General features: G+C 67.4%; 17 protein-coding genes. 6 read left to right on the plus strand and 11 right to left on the minus strand.

Features of this window, described 5'->3' with window-relative positions:
* Window positions 1-3 precede the first annotated feature (3 nt).
* Both HCT51_RS05365 and HCT51_RS05370 read left to right on the plus strand, forming a co-directional pair.
* Window positions 4-1,932: a multicopper oxidase family protein gene (locus HCT51_RS05365; RefSeq protein ID WP_224760686.1), complete on the plus strand. Its 1,929-nt coding sequence runs from the start codon at window positions 4-6 to the stop codon at window positions 1,930-1,932.
* Between the two features lie 75 nt (window positions 1,933-2,007).
* The gene (locus HCT51_RS05370; protein WP_166871040.1) at window positions 2,008-2,427 is read left to right on the plus strand and encodes a DUF1761 domain-containing protein; all 420 of its coding nucleotides are present in this window, start codon (window positions 2,008-2,010) and stop codon (window positions 2,425-2,427) included.
* Between the two features lie 47 nt (window positions 2,428-2,474).
* Here the strand turns inward: HCT51_RS05370 and HCT51_RS05375 are convergent, their stop codons facing one another.
* Together HCT51_RS05375 and HCT51_RS05380 are read right to left on the minus strand one after the other, a co-directional pair.
* Window positions 2,475-3,131: a Rho termination factor N-terminal domain-containing protein gene (locus HCT51_RS05375; protein WP_166871043.1), complete on the minus strand. Its 657-nt coding sequence runs from the start codon at window positions 3,129-3,131 to the stop codon at window positions 2,475-2,477.
* Between the two features lie 90 nt (window positions 3,132-3,221).
* On the minus strand, window positions 3,222-3,845 hold the full coding sequence (locus HCT51_RS05380) for a DedA family protein (RefSeq protein ID WP_166871047.1): 624 nt from the start codon (window positions 3,843-3,845) through the stop codon (window positions 3,222-3,224).
* Window positions 3,846-4,074: 229 nt separating this feature from the next.
* Here HCT51_RS05380 and HCT51_RS05385 point away from each other — a divergent pair, with 229 nt between their 5' ends.
* The gene (locus HCT51_RS05385) at window positions 4,075-4,485 is read left to right on the plus strand and encodes an ester cyclase (protein ID WP_224760687.1); all 411 of its coding nucleotides are present in this window, start codon (window positions 4,075-4,077) and stop codon (window positions 4,483-4,485) included.
* A 33-nt stretch (window positions 4,486-4,518) separates the two neighbouring features.
* Here the strand turns inward: HCT51_RS05385 and HCT51_RS05390 are convergent, their stop codons facing one another.
* Window positions 4,519-4,980 (minus strand): nucleoside deaminase, encoded by a 462-nt coding sequence (locus HCT51_RS05390; RefSeq protein WP_224760688.1) that lies wholly within the window; start codon window positions 4,978-4,980, stop codon window positions 4,519-4,521.
* 193 nt (window positions 4,981-5,173) lie between these two features.
* On the opposite strand from HCT51_RS05390, the gene HCT51_RS05395 reads away from it, so the two are divergent.
* Window positions 5,174-6,592, plus strand: coding sequence for an aspartate ammonia-lyase (locus HCT51_RS05395; RefSeq protein WP_191413775.1), 1,419 nt, complete (start codon window positions 5,174-5,176; stop codon window positions 6,590-6,592).
* A gap of 40 nt (window positions 6,593-6,632) precedes the next feature.
* On the opposite strand, the gene HCT51_RS05400 is transcribed toward HCT51_RS05395, so the two are convergent.
* The 4 genes from HCT51_RS05400 to HCT51_RS05415 form a co-directional block, all read right to left on the minus strand.
* Window positions 6,633-8,114: a SulP family inorganic anion transporter gene (locus HCT51_RS05400; RefSeq protein ID WP_166871060.1), complete on the minus strand. Its 1,482-nt coding sequence runs from the start codon at window positions 8,112-8,114 to the stop codon at window positions 6,633-6,635.
* 64 nt (window positions 8,115-8,178) lie between these two features.
* Window positions 8,179-9,240 (minus strand): LLM class flavin-dependent oxidoreductase, encoded by a 1,062-nt coding sequence (locus tag HCT51_RS05405; protein ID WP_166871064.1) that lies wholly within the window; start codon window positions 9,238-9,240, stop codon window positions 8,179-8,181.
* Window positions 9,241-9,351: 111 nt separating this feature from the next.
* A complete protein-coding gene (locus tag HCT51_RS05410) occupies window positions 9,352-9,516 on the minus strand; it encodes a hypothetical protein (protein WP_166871068.1) in 165 nt (54 codons plus the stop codon).
* Between the two features lie 3 nt (window positions 9,517-9,519).
* The gene (locus HCT51_RS05415) at window positions 9,520-11,967 is read right to left on the minus strand and encodes an ATP-dependent DNA ligase (RefSeq protein WP_166871072.1); all 2,448 of its coding nucleotides are present in this window, start codon (window positions 11,965-11,967) and stop codon (window positions 9,520-9,522) included.
* A gap of 59 nt (window positions 11,968-12,026) precedes the next feature.
* On the opposite strand from HCT51_RS05415, the gene ku reads away from it, so the two are divergent.
* Complete coding sequence (ku, locus tag HCT51_RS05420; protein ID WP_166871076.1) at window positions 12,027-13,019, plus strand: non-homologous end joining protein Ku; 993 nt, start codon at window positions 12,027-12,029, stop codon at window positions 13,017-13,019.
* Between the two features lie 7 nt (window positions 13,020-13,026).
* Window positions 13,027-13,740: a DUF6766 family protein gene (locus HCT51_RS05425; RefSeq protein ID WP_370626932.1), complete on the plus strand. Its 714-nt coding sequence runs from the start codon at window positions 13,027-13,029 to the stop codon at window positions 13,738-13,740.
* 33 nt (window positions 13,741-13,773) lie between these two features.
* Here HCT51_RS05425 and HCT51_RS05430 read toward each other — a convergent pair whose 3' ends face one another.
* The 4 genes from HCT51_RS05430 to HCT51_RS05445 all read right to left on the minus strand — a co-directional run bounded on the left by HCT51_RS05430 (window position 13,774) and on the right by HCT51_RS05445 (window position 16,497).
* Window positions 13,774-14,040 carry a DUF7218 family protein gene (locus HCT51_RS05430; RefSeq protein WP_166871080.1) on the minus strand — a complete coding sequence of 89 codons (267 nt, stop codon included), beginning with the start codon at window positions 14,038-14,040 and terminating at the stop codon, window positions 13,774-13,776.
* 1 nt (window position 14,041) lies between these two features.
* Window positions 14,042-14,914 carry an SDR family oxidoreductase gene (locus HCT51_RS05435; protein WP_166871083.1) on the minus strand — a complete coding sequence of 291 codons (873 nt, stop codon included), beginning with the start codon at window positions 14,912-14,914 and terminating at the stop codon, window positions 14,042-14,044.
* Window positions 14,915-14,984: 70 nt separating this feature from the next.
* Window positions 14,985-16,010 (minus strand): YihY/virulence factor BrkB family protein, encoded by a 1,026-nt coding sequence (locus HCT51_RS05440; protein WP_224760689.1) that lies wholly within the window; start codon window positions 16,008-16,010, stop codon window positions 14,985-14,987.
* Between the two features lie 7 nt (window positions 16,011-16,017).
* Complete coding sequence (locus tag HCT51_RS05445; protein ID WP_166871086.1) at window positions 16,018-16,497, minus strand: DUF6328 family protein; 480 nt, start codon at window positions 16,495-16,497, stop codon at window positions 16,018-16,020.
* Between the last annotated feature and the right edge of the window lie 64 nt (window positions 16,498-16,561).

The following is a 16,561-nucleotide window of genomic DNA, read 5'->3' on the forward strand; positions in this document are numbered from 1 at the left end:
CCCATGTCACACCAGTCACTGCTCGGCCTCGACCTCGCACTCTGCGTCGTCGGGGCCGCGCTCTGGCTGGCCTCCGGCATTGTCGTCGCCCGCAACTCCGCCAGCCGATGGGGCCCACGCCTGACCCTCGGCTTCGCTCTGCTGGGGACCCTGACCGTCGTCGGCCGCATCCTGATCGTCATCGCCGTGCGGGAGGCCGGCTGGTGGTTCATCGAGGAGAAGGCGCTACTGGCGCTGCCGGTTGCCGCCCTCACCGCACTGGTCGCCCTGGTCATCGCGGTGCCGCCGCTGGTGCGCCGGACTCGACGCCGCCCGGTGTCTGTTCCGCCGGCCCGGGTAGCCACCGCACTGTTGGCCGCCGGGTACGGCTCCGCCGTCGGCGTCGTGACGACCCTCATCACCGGCTACCCGCTCACCCTGTTCGCCGCCCTCAGCGTTCTGGTGCTTCTGGTGCTGCTCATCGCCATCACCGCCGCGGTGCTCTCTGACCGGCCGCCGCGCACGATCGGAGGCCTCGCCGCGCTCGCCGTCCTGGCGCTGCTGGCATCCGCCGGGTACGGCTGGCTCGGCACCGCGGCCGGGGTGACCGCGGCCAGCGCCAGCCACGGGCACGGTATTGCCGCCGCACCCGTCGAGCCCGAGGCATCCGTCTCCGTCGCCGATATCCGGACCGCCCAAACCGAGAACCCGGTTCGCGTCACCCTGGAGGCGCAGCAGCAGCGGGTGCAGCTGCCGTCCGGGGCGTCGCTGGATGTCTGGAGCTACGGCTCGGTGCCCGGCCAGCCGATCGTGGTGCACCAGGGCGACACCGTCGAGGTGGAACTGCGCAACCGCGACATCGAGGGCGGGGTCACGGTGCACTGGCACGGCGTCGACGTGCCGAACGGTGAGGACGGCGTGGCCGGCGTCACGCAGAATGCCGTGCTGCCCGGGAGATCATTCACCTACCGTTTCGTGGCAGAAGACACTGGCACGTACTGGTACCACACCCACCAGCACTCCGCAGAGGGCGTGCGCCGCGGGCTATACGGCACGCTGGTGGTGCTGCCGGTTGCGGCCCCAGCGCAGGTGGACCTCACCCTGCCGCTGCACACCTTCGGCGAGACCACCCTCCTCGGCGGCAGCGACCAACGCGACACTATGGAGGTGGTGCCGGGTCAGCCGGTGCGACTGCGCCTGATCAACACCGACCAGGTGCCACGCTGGTTCACCGTGGCCGGAGCGCCGTTCCGGGTCGTCGCCGTCGACGGCCGCGATCTCAGTGGGCCAACGGATGTCGCGGACCAGGCACTCCGAATCCCTGCCGGTGGCCGCTACGACGTGCAGCTGACCATGCCGGACTCAGCGGTGGCGCTGCGGACGACCAGCGCGCCGGAGATCGGTCTCGACCTGATCGCCCCCGGTGGCCGGGCGCTCGCCGACGTGCCGTCGGGGCTTCCCGAGCTCGACCTCTTCACGTACGGCACCCCGGCCGCGACATCCGACATGGACGGGCCATACGACGTCACCGACACCCTCGTGCTCGACCGCGCCATGCGCTTCATGAACGGCCTGCCCGGCTTCGGCTACACCGTCAACGGCGCGGTGTACCCGCTGATCCCGGCCACCGAAGTGAGCGAAGGCGACTTGGTGCACCTCACCGTGGTGAACCGCGGCACAGACACCCATCCGATGCATCCGCACGGCCATCACGTGCTGGTGCTCTCCCGCAACGGCGTCGCACCGACCGGATCGCCGCTCTGGCTCGACACCTTCGATGTCCAGCCCGGCGAGGTGTGGGAGGTGGCGCTACGCGCCGACAACCCCGGCATCTGGATGGACCACTGCCACAACCTCGATCACGCGGCAGAAGGGATGCTGCTGCACCTGGCGTACGCGGGAGTGGCCAGCCCGTTCGAGCACGGCGGGCCGGCGGGCAACCAGCCAGAGTGACCAGCGGCGTGGCAGTTCGGGTCTACAATCCGATCACCACGTGACTGAACGTCACTTCACTGAAAGGGACCCACCATGATTCCTGAGATCAACTACTGGGCAGTCATCGTCGCAACGATCTCCACCATGGTGGTCGGATCGATCTGGTACGCCCGCCCAGTGTTCGGAACCTGGTGGCAGAAGGCCGCCCGCGTTGAGGCGCCCGCCAACGCGGTCACCGCGATCGTCGTCACGGTGATCGTCAGCTTTGTCAGCGCCTGGGTGCTCGCCGGGTCAGCGGCGATCGCGCAGGAGTTCTACGGCGGCAATTTCCTTGGCAACACCGTGCTCACCGCGCTGATCCTGTGGGCAGGCTTCACGGCCGCCCGGTTCATCACGCACGACGCGTTCGAAAACCGTCCATGGAAGCTCACCCTGCTGAACATCGCCCACGAACTGGTCACGGTCCTGGTGATGGCACTGATCATCGGACTGTTCGGCATCAGCGCCGCCTAATACGGCGCCGATACCGAACGGATGTCGCGGTCCGGGGTGCTGCGCACCTACTTCGATGCGGCGATGAGCTCCACGAGCTGGGTCTTGGTGAGCTTGGAGTAGCCGGTCAGACCGAGCGCCTTAGCCTGCTCGCGCAGTTCGGCGACGGTGCCGGTCGCGGCGGGAGCAGCGGTAGCGGCGGCGACCGGAGCCTCAGCGGCGACCTTCGCCGCGGGAGCCTTCGCTGCGGGTGCCTTGGCAGTCGGAGCCTTCGCCGCGGGAGCCTTAGCGGCGGGGGCCTTCACAGCCGGCGCCTTGGCAGTCGGAGCCTTCGCCGCGGGAGCCTTAGCGGCAGGAGCCTTCACAGCCGGCGCCTTGGCCGCAGGAGCCTTGGCTGCGGCAGCCTTGGCTGCGGGAGCCTTTGATGCCGGTGCCTTCGCAACGGGAGCCTTGGTTGCAGGAGCCTTCGGAGCCGGAGCCTTCGTTGCCGCGGTCTTGGCGGTCGCGCCGGCATTGGCCTTCGCCGGTGCCTTCGGAGCCGGAGCCTTCTTGACCGGGGCCTTCGTTGCCTTGGGCTCAGCAGCCGGAGCCTCGACGATCGGAGCCTCCTCGACGAGAGCCTCCACGACGGGGGCCTCGGTCTCGATTTCCTCCGAGTAAGTCTCGGTCGCTGCCGCGTCCACAATGGTCGTCTTCTTCTTGCGCTTCAACAGGTTCCAGAACACCAACGAACTCCTCATAACATCGCCCCCGGCCGGGAACGCACACTTACGACCAATTCTCTCTTATTTCGGTCCGCCGCTTCGCCGCCGCGATCACCCTCGTTCGGGTGGCGTGGCGGGCTTCCGGCGGTCGGCGATGCGCGCCGCGACATAGTCGATGGTCACGCCGAGCGTGATCGCCGTGACCACAGACAGCACGACCGCGAGTACCGGGTTGTCCGGCAGCCACGACCCGAACAGCGCCCCGACCGACGTGTTGTAGAGCGCCCATCCGGTTCCGGCGATCACGGTCAGCGGAAGGTAACGCTTCAGCGGAAACCGCATGGCGCCCGCGGTGAGGTTCACGGCGATGCGCGCGAACGGCACGTACCGGGCGGTGAGGATCAGCACCGCCGCCCGACGATCCAGCGCGTTCTGCGCCCAGTGAATCCCGGCCGCAATCCGCGGGCCGCGCATCCATCGAAAGCGGGTGACCCCGATCCGGCGTCCGATCAGGTAGCAGAGAACGTCGCCGAGCATCGCCCCGATCGCCGCGGTGAGGACCAGCAACACGATCTCCGGAGACCCCGCCGCTGCGGACAGCGCCGCCAGCGCGACCACCAGCGTCTCGCTCGGCAACACCACCAGGAAGGCGTCGGCGACGGTCAGTACCAGTACCAACCCGTACATCCACGGTGACTCGGCGAGGCTCACGACGAAGGCCGCCAACTCATCCATGGCACATGGATACCGAAGCAAAATGAACAACAGGCGGTGGTCACCAAGATTCCGTCGGTGGGCGCCAGTGGATTGCGGTTTTGCCGCGGTTAGCCGTCATTGACACCTGCGTAGCCCCGGCGTCTACTGGAGCCACGCCACGCCGATGTGACGTGAAGCCAAAGCGGCCGGACCGCACTCGTCGGCCGCATGTGAACGGGAGGTCACCATGGGAGAGGCACGGGAGGTCATGGACCGTTTGACCGCGGCCGTGACGGCTAAAGACTCCGCGACGTTGGCAGCGTGCTACGCCGTGGACGCGGTCGCGATCACGCCCGATGAGGGCGAGGTCTCGGGGCGCGACGCAATTGGCACGTACCTGTTGCAGTTCGGGGAAGCGTTTCCGGACCTCGCCTATGACTACACGCGGAAGTATGAAGCCGGCGACGTGGCTATCGACGAGGGCTACCTCACGGGGACGCACACGGGACCATTGCAGTTGCCGTCGGGGGAGAGCATGCCGGCGACCGGCAAGCAGATCAGGATGAGAAGCTGTGATATCGCACGCGTCGAAAACGGGCTGGTTACGGCGCACCACTTCTATTTCGACCAGATGGAATTCCTGGGACAGCTTGGCCTGCTGCCGGACTCGCCGTCCTGAGCGGGCTGATCCCGCCGCCGCCGCTTCGGCTCGCTAGTACTCCACGCGGTTCTCGGCGGCGGCCCACGCGGCGAACGGTTCATCGCTGGCGGGCGTCGGCGCCTGGGTCACCGGCATCGCCCAGTGAGACGGATGCTGCTCGAACACCGCATAGAAGGCGGCGTCGTCGAACCCGGCCGCGGCCGCGTCGCGTCGGTCGGCCGCGAACTGCACCCGATCGATCCGTGCCCAGAGCGCGGCGCTTAAACACAGCGGGCACGGTTCGCAGCTGCTGTAGAGGGTCGCGCCGGTGAGATCGAAGGTGCCCAGCGCCTGGCAGGCGGTGCGGATCGCCACCACTTCGGCGTGAGCGGTGGGGTCGTTGTCGAGCGTTACCCGGTTCACTCCCTCGAACACCTGACCGTTCGCGGCGACCAGGACCGCCGCGAACGGACCGCCGCCGTCAGCGACGTTCGACGTTGCCAAGTGAATCGCACGCTCCAGATATTGAGTCACGCTCCGACAGTAGCGCGCGGGCCCTGCCGCGTCACCTGATGGTCGACCTAGACTGGTTCCAGGTGAAGGAGCCGAGACTATGACTGCAATGCCACAAGCGTTCGATGAACAAACACTGCAACCCGACGAGAGCCTTGTGAAAACCACAGGTCCGGAGGGTGCAACGGATCGACTGAAGGATGACGCCATCCCGATGCGAACCGACACAGACTCGCTCGGCTCGATGCAGATCCCGGCCGATGTGTACTGGGGCATCCACACCGCCCGCGCGCTGGAGAACTTCCCGATCACCCGCCGCGCCATCAGCAACCACCCCAACCTGATCAAGGCGATGGCCATGGTCAAGCAGGCGGCCGCCCGCGCGAACAAAGAGATCGGCGTGCTCGAGGCGGACAAGGCCGACATCATCGACCAGGTCTGCCAGGAGATCATCGACGGTCACCTGCACGACCAGTTCGTGGTCGGTGTGATCCAGGGCGGTGCCGGCACCAGCACCAACATGTGCGCCAACGAGATCATCACCAACCGGGCCCTCGAGCTGATGGGTCATGGTCGCGGCGAGTACGAGTACTTGAACCCGAACGACGACGTCAACCGCAGCCAGTCCACGAACGACGTGTACCCGACGTCGATCAAGCTCGCCATGATCCTGTCGCTGCAGCGCCAGCTCGCCGAACTGCGCGCCCTCACCGGGGCGTTCGCAAGGAAGGCGGTCGAGTTCAACGACATCCTGAAGATCGGTCGCACCCAGTTGCAGGATGCCGTGCCGATGACGCTCGGCCAGGAGTTCCACGGCTTCGCCACCACGCTCACCGAAGACTACGACCGGCTGCGCGAGGTCATCCCGTTCCTGTCCGAGATCAACCTCGGCGCGACCGCCATCGGAACCGGCATCACCGCCGACAAGCGCTACGCCGAGACCGTGCGCCGCCACCTCAGCGAGATCAGCGGGCTCGACTTCGTCACCGCAAGCGACCTGATCGAGGCCACCAGCGACACCGGCGTGTTCATGACGCTGAGCGGCACGCTGAAGCGCTCTGCGGTCAAGCTGTCGAAGATCTGCAACGACCTGCGCCTGCTCTCCAGCGGCCCGCAGGCGGGCATCGGTGAGATCAACCTGCCCAAGCGTCAGGCCGGATCATCGATCATGCCCGGCAAGGTGAACCCGGTGATCCCCGAGGTGGTGAACCAGGTCGCGTTCAGCGTCATTGGTGCGGATGCCACGATCACAGCCGCCTCGGAAGCCGGCCAGCTCCAGCTGAACGCCTTCGAGCCCGTGATTGCGGCGAGCATGATGCAGTCGCTGGCGTGGATGACGAACGCCTGCCGCACCCTGCGGGTCAACTGCATCGACGGCATCACCGCCAACACCGACCGGCTGGCCCGGCAGGTGGAGTCCAGCGTGGGCGTGGTCACCGCACTGACCCCGTACATCGGCTACGCGGCATCCGCGACCCTCGCGCACGCCGCGCTCACCACCAACGCGTCGATCGCGGAACTGGTGATCGAGGCCGGCCTGATGACGCAGGAAGAGGTCGAGAAGGTGCTCTCGCCCGAGCGGCTGTCTGGACTGGTGCCGCACACCGGCGCAATCATCCTCCCCAAGATGTAGCGCCCAAGATGTAGCGCCCAAGATGTAGCGGGGCGGCCACTCAGCTGCCGAGGTAGCCGGAGAGCCGACCGTGCAGCGCGGTGCTTCGTTCGTCGAGGCCGGTGAATGAGACGGATGCCCCGTGCTCGATGTACTTGGTCCGCACCGAGTCGAGCGCGGCCACCGTTGAGGCGTCCCAGATCTGCGCGCCGGTGAAGTCCACGGTCACCTCGGCCGGGTCGATGCCGTAGGAGAACTGTTCCACCAGGTCGTTGCTGCTGCCGAAGAACAACGGGCCGGTGACCGTGTAGGCCACCCGCGTGTCGTCTGCGCTGACCGTGCGGTCGACCCGCAGCACGTGCGCGACCCGGCGGGCGAACAGCAGGATGGCCAGCACCGCGCCGATCGCCACCCCGATGGCCAGGTTGTCGGTGGCGACGACTACCGTGACCGTCGTGAGCATGACCAGGGTCTCGGGCAGCGGCATCCGTTTCAGGGTGGCCGGCGTGACGCTGTGCCAGTTGACGGTCTTCACGGCGACGATCATCATCACCGCCGCGAGTGCCGCCATCGGGATCATCGCCATCACCTGGCTCAGTACGGTGACCAGCAGCAGCAGGAACAGGCCGGCGACCAGCGTCGACAGGCGGGTGCGAGCCCGGCCGAGCTTCACGTTCACCACGGTTTGGCCGATCATCGCGCATCCGGCGATGCCGCCGTAGAAGCCGGCCAGGATGTTCGACACCCCGAGCGCCCAGGATTCTCGGCTCTTGTTCGACCGGGTGTCGGTGATGTCGTCGACTAGTTTTGCGGTCAGCAGGGTCTCCATCAGGCCAACGAACGCGACGCTGAGCGCGGTCGGCCAGATGATGCCGAGCGTGCTGGCGTCCAGGGGAACCAGCAGGGTGGTCAACCCGGGCAGTCCGCCCGACAGGTCGCCCTGATCGCCCACCGTCGGCACCGCGAGGTGCGCGACGGCGGTGATCACGGTGGCCACGATGATCGCGACCAGCGGCGCCGGCACCGCGGTGGTGAAGCGCGGCAGCACCAGCACGATCAGCGCGGTGATAGCGAACAGGGGATACACCAGCCACGGCACGCCCAGCAGGTGCGGCACCTGCGCCACGAAGATCAGGATGCCGAGGGCGTTGACGAACCCGATCATCACCGAGCGGGGAATGAAGCGCATGATCCGGGCCAGCCCGGTGACGCCGAACAGAATCTGAATCAGCCCCGCCAACACCACGGCCGGCAGCAGATACTCGACCCCGTGGTCTCTGACCAGTGGGGCAACCACCAGCGCGACGGCGCCGGCCGCGGCGGTGATCATCGCCGGCCGCCCGCCCAGGATCGACATCGAGATCGCCAGCACCACGGATGCCACGAGGCTCACCCGCGGATCCACCCCAGCGATCACCGAGAACGAGATCACCTCGGGGATCAGCGCCAGGGTGGTGACGATTCCGGCGAGCACCTCGGTGCTGAACGCCCGCGGGTTGCGCAGGGTGGCAAGGACGGTGGGCGGGGCCGGAGGTGCAGTCACCCGGTCAACAGTACGAGGCGACTCGTGCTCGGTGTTAGCTCGTGCTCGGTAGTGCCGCCGCCGGTTAGCCAGCGGTCGGCGATGCTTCGATCCCGAGCTCGCGCCGCACGATCGGCATCACCTCGCCGGCGAGCAGCTCGATCGAGCGCAGCAGCCTGGGGGTGGGCATGTTGCCGATGAACTGCGCCATGAAGCGCTCGTGGCCGATGGCCTCGTGCTGCGAGAGAATCTTCTCGGCCACCTCGGCGGGGCTGCCGACGAGCAGCGCACCGGTCGGGCCGGTGGCGAACTCGTAGTGCTCCTCGGTCATCACCACCGAGCGTGGCGTGTTCTCCGCCCAGTACCGGGAGTACTGCTCGGCAAACTCCGCCTTGGCGTCCTGGGAGTTCTCGGCCACGAAGAAGTGCCCGGTCATCCCGACCGCGAGGCTGCCGGCCGGATGTCCCGACTGCTCGCCCGCCGCGGCGTGCAGCTGAGCCAACCGGGCAAAACCGCGCGGGTCGCCGCCGATGCCGGCAAACATCACCGGCAGCCCGCGCACGGCGGCGCGCACCACGCTCGCCGGCGTGCCGCCCACGCCGAGCCACACCGGGATCTCGGGCTGCTGGGCGCGTGGCATCACCGGCGCATCGTGCAGCGGCGCCCGGAACGATCCCTGCCAGGTGACGTTCTCGTGGCGGTTCACCTCGAGCAGCAGGTCGAGCTTTTCTTCGAACAGTGCCTCGTAGTCGGTCAGATTGTAGCCGTACAGCGGGAACGAGTCGACGAAGACCCCGCGTCCGGCGATGATCTCGGCACGTCCGCTCGACATCAGGTCGAGGGTCGCGAAGTCCTCATACAGGCGCACCGGGTCCAGGGTGGACAGCACCGAGACGGCGCTGCTCAGCCGGATGCGGCTGGTCTGCGCGGCCACGGCGGCCAGCACCATGGCGGGGGACGACACCGCGTAGTCCGCCCGATGGTGCTCGCCTATGCCGAGGAAGTCGATGCCCGCCGTGTCGGCGAGCACGGCCGCCTCCAGCACCTGGTCGAGGCGTTCCTTCGCGGTCGGTGTTCCCCGATCCGGTGAACTGGTGAGTTCGCCGAAGCTGGCGATTCCGAACTCGAAGGGGTGGTGCGCGGTCATGGTGTCTCATTCACGAGGGGGAGGGTGGCCATGAAGCCCAACCCCGTCGTGTGGGCGCAGTATTCCCTCGCACCGTCAACTGACGCATGAGCGATGCCGATTTATTCGCGGCTACGCCGGTCGGTCGTCGTCGAGCGCCACGTCGCGCTCTTCTTCCGCCTCGACTCGTTCGTCGGGATCGAGGGTCGGGGGAGCGGTGGGTTCGCCGCCCTCGACTTCCAGGTCGACCTCGCGTTCGTCCTCCGGGTCTGGCTCGTACTCGGTGATGTTGCTCATCGCTCAGCCTTCTTTCACTACATCGGTGGGGTTCTTGTCCGGGCGCCAGCCGCGCCAGGTGGGCTGGCGCAGGCGACCGACGCTGGTCCATTCGGTGAACTCGACCTCTCCCACGAACCGGGGAGTGAGCCAGTGCGCGTCGCGGGCGTCGAGCGCCGGGACATCCGTCATCGGACTCGTCTTGCGGCCGATCCGCGCGAACCTGGCCTGCATCTCGTCGAGGTCACGCTCGCGGAAGCCGGTGCCGACCCGGCCGACATAGCGCAGCCTGCCGTCCTCCGGCACGGCCAGCAGCAGCGAGCCGACCCCGCCGGATCGCCGGCCCTGACCCGGGCGCCAGCCGGCGATGATCACCTCCTGGGTGAGGTGATGCTTGATCTTGATCCAGGCGCGGGAGCGTCGGCCGACGTACTGGCTGTCCCGTTGCTTCGCCATCACCCCTTCCAACGCCAACTCCCGGCTGCTCTGCATCGCCGCCTCGAGGTTTCCCTCGAACGCCGGGGGAAGGTGGATGCGACCGGCCGGGGTCAGGATGCCGGCCAGCCGGTCGCGCCGCTCTTCGTAGCTGCGCGTGACGACCGGGGCGCCGTCTACCTCCAGCACGTCGAACACCATGAACTGCACCGGCGTCTTGCGCGCTGCCTTCTGAACGTCGCCAGGGCGCGCCAGGTTCATCCGTTCCTGAAGACGTCCGAAGTCGGGTCGGCCGCGCCCGTTGAGGGCGACGATCTCGCCGTCGAGCACGGCATCGCCCCGCACCCGGTCGGCGAGCTCGGCAAGATCGGGGTACGTGTCGGTCAGGTCGTTGCCATTGCGTGAGATCAATCGGATGCCGCCGCCGCTGACGTAGGCGAGGGCGCGGATGCCGTCCCACTTCATCTCGAAGGCCCAGTCCGCGTCATCGTGCACGGCTGCCTCGGTGCCCTGAGTGGCGAGCATCGCGGTGTACTTCGCTGACTCGCGAAACTCAGGACTCGACGTCCGGCGCCCACGAGTTTCCGGCACTTCGCTGCGCTCGGCAGCACTGGCATCCTGAATTTCATGGGTGTGTGCCTTCGAGTTGCGCGACCAGTGCCCCTCCCGCTGGTCCTTCATCCGGTGCAGCAGCCAGTTGTTGTCGTTGGTGTGGATCAGCGCCACCCGCACCGGCTCGGCCAACCCGCCGTCGGGGCGACCGTGCAGGATCACGATCACCTCTTCGTTCTCGCGCCACTTCTCCAAGTCGTAGGTGCCGCTGTCCCAGATCGTCACCTCTCCCGCGCCATATTCCCCGGCCGGAATGGTTCCCTCGAACTCGCCGTACTCCAACGGGTGGTCCTCGGTCTGCACCGCCAGGTTGTTGCGGTTCGGTGTCGTCGGAATCCCCTTCGGCACCGCCCAGCTCACCAGCACCCCGTCGTTCTCGAGCCGGAAGTCGTAGTGCAGCCGCCGGGCGTGGTGCTCCTGGATCACGAAACTGCGGCCGTCGGATGTCGGAGCCGGATGACTCGGCACCGGTTCGGGTGTTCGCGCGGCGTCGCGCATGCCCCGGTACTTGGCCAGCCTGTCCGGTTTCTCCAGATGCCCGGCCGACAGATCGGCCAGCGGGTCGCCCTTCTCCGCCACCCGCTGCAACACTTCGTGGAACTCCAGATGCCGCAGGTTCTTCGACGCCAGCTCCCGCCAGGTGCGCGGAGCGGCCACCGTCGGGCGCATCCGGCCGCGCAGCGAGTACGGCGCGATCGTGGTCTTGTTGCCGTTGTTCTGGCTCCAGTCGACCAGCACCTTGCCGGTGCGGAGCGTCTTCTTCATGTCGCTGACGATCAGGTCGGGGTGATCGGCCTCCAGGGCACGGGCCAGTTCATGGGCGACCGCGGACACCTCATCACTGCTCTGCTTACCATCGAGGGCGGCATACAGGTGGATGCCCTTGCTGCCGCTGGTTACCGGCATCGGGTCAAGCCCCATGCCGGTAAGAATGGTGCGGGCAAGCCTCGCCACCTCGGCGCACTCGGCCAACCCGACGCCCTCGCCGGGGTCGAGGTCGAGCACCAGCCGGTCCGGATTGCGCTGCGCGCCCTTGGGCCCGAACCGCCACTGCGGCACGTGGATCTCGAGCGCGCCGATCTGACCGAGCCAGGTGAGGGTGGCCAGGTTGTTCACCAGCGGGTAGCTCTTCGGGCCGTCGGAGTGCTGGATCTCCCGCCGGGTTACCCAGGCGGGGGTGCCCTCGTCCAGGTTCTTCTGGAAGAACACCTGACCGGGGGCATCCGGTGTTCCCACCCCGTGCACCCAGCGCTTGCGGGTGGCCGGCCGGTCGCGAACGTGCGGCAGCATCACCGGGGCGATCCGCGCGAGGTAGTCGAGTACCTCCGCCTTCGTCGTTCCCGTCTCGGGGTACATCACTCGGTCGAGGCTGGTCAGCTTCAGCCGATGCCCCTCCACCGTGACGTACTCTCCCTTGCCCGCCATGCCCACAATGTACCCCGAACAGGGGTGAGAATCGCCGGGTTTATCGGAATGATGGGGTCATGAGAGCGATCTGGAAGGGCGCCATCACGTTCGGTCTCGTGAACGTGCCCGTCAAGCTATACAGCGCGACCGAAGACCACGACATTTCGCTGCACCAGGTGCACGACAAGGACGGCGGCCGCATCCGCTACCAACGCAAGTGCGAGATCTGCGGCAAGGTCGTGAACTACGAGAACATTGACAAGGCCTACGACGACGGCGACCGCACCGTGGTGCTCACCGACGAGGATCTCGCCGCGCTGCCGGTGGAACGCAGCCGCGAGATCGACGTGGTCGAGTTTGTGCCGAGCGACCAGCTCGACCCGATCATGTTCGACCGCAGCTACTACCTCGAGCCGGATTCGAAGTCGCTGAAGGCGTACGCCCTGCTGCGGCAGACCCTCGAGGAGACTGACCGCACCGCCATCGTGAACTTCTCGCTGCGGCAGAAGACCCGGCTGGGCGCCCTGCGGGTGCGCGGCGACGTGCTCATGCTGCAGTCGCTGCTCTGGAACGACGAGGTGCGGCAGGCGGCGTTCCCGTCGCTCGACGAGCAGGTGAAGGTGTCGGACAAGGAGCTGCAGATGTCCGCGGCGCTGGTCGACTCGTTCGCCTCGGATTTCGACCCGAGCCAGTTCACCGACGAGTACCAGGTAGAGCTGAAGCAGCTGATCGAGGCCAAACTGGAGAAGGGCGACGCGCTCAGCACCGAGGAGACCTTCGGCGAGACCCCGGAGCGCGAGGGCGGCGAGGTGCTCGACCTGATGGAGGCGCTGCGCCGCAGCGTCGATAAGAACCGCGTAGACAAAGGCAAGAAGACCACAGCGGTGCCGGATGACGCGGACACGGATGTCGCGGACTCGAAGGGTGAAGCGCCCAGCCGTTCCACGCGCAGCCGGGCCCCCGCGAAGAAGACCCCGGCAGCGAAGAAGACCACCGCCACGAAGACCACCGGCGCGAAGCCCACCGGCGCGAAGCCCACCAGCACGCGAAAGCCCAAGAAGACCGCCTGAGCGGAAGGTGGCGCACCATGCGGGTTCGTGTCGTGGTGAGCGGGATGCCACGGGCGTTCCGTGGTCACGGACTCAGCATCTTCTTCGGCGTCATCTTCGTGCTGGCGCTGACCGGGCAGGCGTTCACCCCGGGCAGGCGCTGTACAACGCCGAGCAGCTCGACCATTCTCAGCCCGCGGTCGGGCTGCTCGACTACGTCACCTCGTCGGCCTATGTCGTCGATGTCGCCGAGAACTGGCAGTCGGAGTTCCTGCAGGTCCTGCTCTTCATCCTCGGCACGGTCTGGCTCGTGCAGCGAGGCTCCCCGGAGTCCAAGAAGCCGGGAGAGGAGGGCGCCGAATCGGATCAGGAACAGCTCGTCGGCCGCTATGCGCGCCCCGACTCTCCCCGCTGGGCCAAGGTCGAGGGCGGGCGGCGTTGGCTGCTGTCCAATTCACTCGCGCTGGTGATGGGCAGCATCTTCCTGCTGTCCTGGCTTGCCCAATCGGTGGCCGGGGTGGTGGTCTACAACGACGAGCAGCTGCAGCACGCGCAGCCGACGATCGGCTGGGCGGAGTACCTGCTGCAGCCCGAGTTCTGGAATCGCACGCTGCAAAACTGGCAATCCGAGTTCCTCGCGGTCGGATGCATGGTGGCGTTCTCGATCTACCTGCGGCAGCGCGGATCGGCCGAGCCGAAACCGGTCGGCGCACCGCACTCGCAAAGCTCGATCAGCGGCTGACCCGAACAACCGCCGATCGAGGGTCTGGGCCACTCAGTGGTTGCGCAGCTTGTCGACCAGCTCGCTCTTCGTGAGCTTCGAATAGCCGCTCAGCCCCAGCTCCTTGGCACGCTTCTTCAGGTCGTCGACCGTCCAGTCGTCGTACGAGCCGGACTCGCCGCCCTTCTGGCCGACCTTCGACCTGCCCTGCTTCGCCGCCGCGTTGGAGATTCGCGCGGCCTTCTCCTTCGAAGCGCCGTCGTCGCGCAACTCCTCATAGAGTTCGGGATCCTTCAGTCGGGAGTCTTTTCCGCGTGGCATGTCACAACCCCTTTCCGCCGGTGACCGGCAACACGGCGCCCGACACGTAGCTCGCGGCGTCGCTGGCGAGGTACACGTAGGCCGGCGCCAACTCCGCCGGCTGACCCGCCCGGCCGAGCGGGGTGTCCTGGCCGAACTCTGGCAGTTTCTCCGGCCAATTCGTCGCCGGAATGAGCGGCGTCCAGATCGGACCGGGCGCCACCGCATTGACCCTGATGCCGCGGCCGCCGAGCTGCTGCGCCAGCGCCTTGACGAACGCCACCTGCGCCGCCTTGGTCATCGCATAGTCGATCAACTGCGGCGACGGGTTGAACGCCTGGATCGACGAGGTCACGATGATCGACGAGCCGGCGCTCAGGTGCGGGAGGGCTGCGCGGGCGATCCACACCGTGCCGTACAGGTTGGTGCGAAAGACGCGGTCCAACTCGTCGGTCGATAGATCCTCGAGGCTGTCGCGGTTCTCTTGGTATGCGGCGTTCAGAACCAGCACGTCCAGTCCGCCCAAGGCGTCGACCGTGCGGCTGACCAGGCTGGTGCAGTATGCCTCGTCGCGGGCATCTCCCGGCAGCAGGACGGCGCGCTGCCCGGCGCGGTCGATCCAGCGTGCGGTGTCTTCGGCATCCTCCTGCTCCTCGGGAAGGTACGAAATGGCGACATCCGCCCCTTCTCTGGCGAACGCGATCGCGGTGGCCCGACCGATGCCGGAGTCTCCGCCGGTGATCAGCGCCCGGTAACCCTGCAACCGGCCATGACCGACGTAGCTCTCCTCGCCGTGATCGGGCCTCGGTTCGGTGCGCGAGGTGAGCCCTGGTTGCTCCTGGTGCTGCGGGGGGAAGCCTTCGGTGCGGTACCGGGTGGCGGGATCGACGGGCATGGGCGCTCCTCTCAGCTGGCGTGTTCCCACACGCTACGCCCCCCGAATAGGGGGCACAACCGGCGGGCCGTTACTCGGCGGCGCTCTCCCGGATCTCCCGTCCCTCCGCGACATCCGCCGAACGTTGCCGCGCCAGCATCAGGGTGCGCGCCGTATCTCGTGCTGGTAGTCGGATCACTTCTTCCGACTGGATGCCGGCGAGCAGCTGCCGCGCCCGCACGATCTCCGCATCTACCTCAGCTCCAAGCACCATGACCACGTTCGTCAGGTAAAGCCAGAGCAGCGTGACCACCGCGCCGCCCAGCCAGCCGTACACCCGCTCGTACTGGCCCACGGTGAAGATGTACACGGCGAAACCCGCGGTGCCGAGCGCCCAGACGATGACCGCGAACGCCGAGCCGTAGCTCACCCAGCGCTTGCGGGTGTGCTTCACGTTCGGGGTGAAGTAGTACAGCATGGCCACCAGGGCGAACGCGAGTCCGGCGATCACGACCCATTTCAGTACGTTGAACAGCGTGATCCACGGCTCGCCGAAGCCGGCCTCCGCCGCGACCGCGGCGGCAATGCTCGGCGTCAGAAGCAGCAGCGTCACTACCAGCGCGAAGCCGACGAGCAACACCACCGTGACCAGCAGCATCAGGCCACGGAACCGCCAGATGTGCCGGCCCTCTTGCACCTCGTAGACGGCGTTCATCGCCCGTCCGAACGCCGTCGCGTAGGCGGACGCCGTCCAGATCGTCGACGCCAGTCCGACCAGGAGCGCGATGCCCGGGTTCGGGATCTGCACCAGTTGCTGCAGCGGATCCCGCAGGGTGTCCACGGTCGACTGCTGGGCGAATTCACCGATGACCGCCAGGACATCCTCGGCGGCGTTGGTGCGGCTGTCGGCGATGGCGAACACCGACACCAGCACGAGCGCCGCCGGGAACAAGCTGAGCGCCGCGAAGAAGGTGAGCGCCGCGGCGGAGTCCAGGCCTCGATGGCGCAGGAACCCGTGCCAGGCCCGCCGTGCGGCATAGCGCCACTCCCGCCGGCTCATCGCGCGACTGGTCGGCGGGGCGGGCAGCGACCCTGCTGGGCCTGATGTGCCTGTCACGGCCGGGTCAGTCGCGATCCGGCCGAGTGGCAAGCGGCAGGACGAGCCAGGCGACGGCCGTGAGGATGAGGGTGACGGCCGCGGCGATGATGCCCTGCGTGTGGCCGAGCACGACGTCGAAGATCAGCAGCATGGTGCCGGTGAGGATCAGGGCGACCATCACCAGAGTGATCTTGAGGACCGCGTTGCTGGTGCGCACGATCTGGTGCTTCGCCCGCTGACGAAACAGGGCGCGGTGCATGCTGACCGGCGCCAGCGCGAGAGTGGTGGTAATCACCGCGGCCGACAGCAAGGTCAGATACACACCCACCTGGAACGCATCTAGCTCGGCGAAGCGAGGCTGGAAGGCGAGTGTGAGCAGGAAACCGGTGAGGATCTGCGTGCCGGTCTGGGTGACCCGCAACTCCTGCAGGATTTCGCCCCAATTGCGGTCGAGCCGCTCGCTCTCGGTCTCGCTGCGCTCGTACGGCTCCTCGTGGTGCTGCATGAACATACGGTATCCCGAGTGGTCCCGGAATGTTTCGTGGCACGGGCATATCGTGCGGCCGGGC

Source organism: Salinibacterium sp. ZJ450, from assembly GCF_011751885.2.
GTDB lineage: Bacteria > Actinomycetota > Actinomycetes > Actinomycetales > Microbacteriaceae > Ruicaihuangia.

What these genes read in the sequence shown, in the direction of transcription:
- HCT51_RS05365 (WP_224760686.1), top strand. Translation starts at nt 4, where the DNA reads ATGTCACACCAGTCACTGCTCGGCCTCGACCTCGCACTCTGCGTCGTC.
- HCT51_RS05370 (WP_166871040.1), top strand. Translation starts at nt 2,008, where the DNA reads ATGATTCCTGAGATCAACTACTGGGCAGTCATCGTCGCAACGATCTCC.
- HCT51_RS05380 (WP_166871047.1), bottom strand. Translation starts at nt 3,845, where the DNA reads ATGGATGAGTTGGCGGCCTTCGTCGTGAGCCTCGCCGAGTCACCGTGG.
- HCT51_RS05385 (WP_224760687.1), top strand. Translation starts at nt 4,075, where the DNA reads ATGGACCGTTTGACCGCGGCCGTGACGGCTAAAGACTCCGCGACGTTG.
- HCT51_RS05395 (WP_191413775.1), top strand. Translation starts at nt 5,174, where the DNA reads ATGCGAACCGACACAGACTCGCTCGGCTCGATGCAGATCCCGGCCGAT.
- HCT51_RS05405 (WP_166871064.1), bottom strand. Translation starts at nt 9,240, where the DNA reads ATGACCGCGCACCACCCCTTCGAGTTCGGAATCGCCAGCTTCGGCGAA.
- HCT51_RS05410 (WP_166871068.1), bottom strand. Translation starts at nt 9,516, where the DNA reads ATGAGCAACATCACCGAGTACGAGCCAGACCCGGAGGACGAACGCGAG.
- HCT51_RS05415 (WP_166871072.1), bottom strand. Translation starts at nt 11,967, where the DNA reads ATGGCGGGCAAGGGAGAGTACGTCACGGTGGAGGGGCATCGGCTGAAG.
- ku (WP_166871076.1), top strand. Translation starts at nt 12,027, where the DNA reads ATGAGAGCGATCTGGAAGGGCGCCATCACGTTCGGTCTCGTGAACGTG.
- HCT51_RS05430 (WP_166871080.1), bottom strand. Translation starts at nt 14,040, where the DNA reads ATGCCACGCGGAAAAGACTCCCGACTGAAGGATCCCGAACTCTATGAG.
- HCT51_RS05435 (WP_166871083.1), bottom strand. Translation starts at nt 14,914, where the DNA reads ATGCCCGTCGATCCCGCCACCCGGTACCGCACCGAAGGCTTCCCCCCG.
- HCT51_RS05445 (WP_166871086.1), bottom strand. Translation starts at nt 16,497, where the DNA reads ATGCAGCACCACGAGGAGCCGTACGAGCGCAGCGAGACCGAGAGCGAG.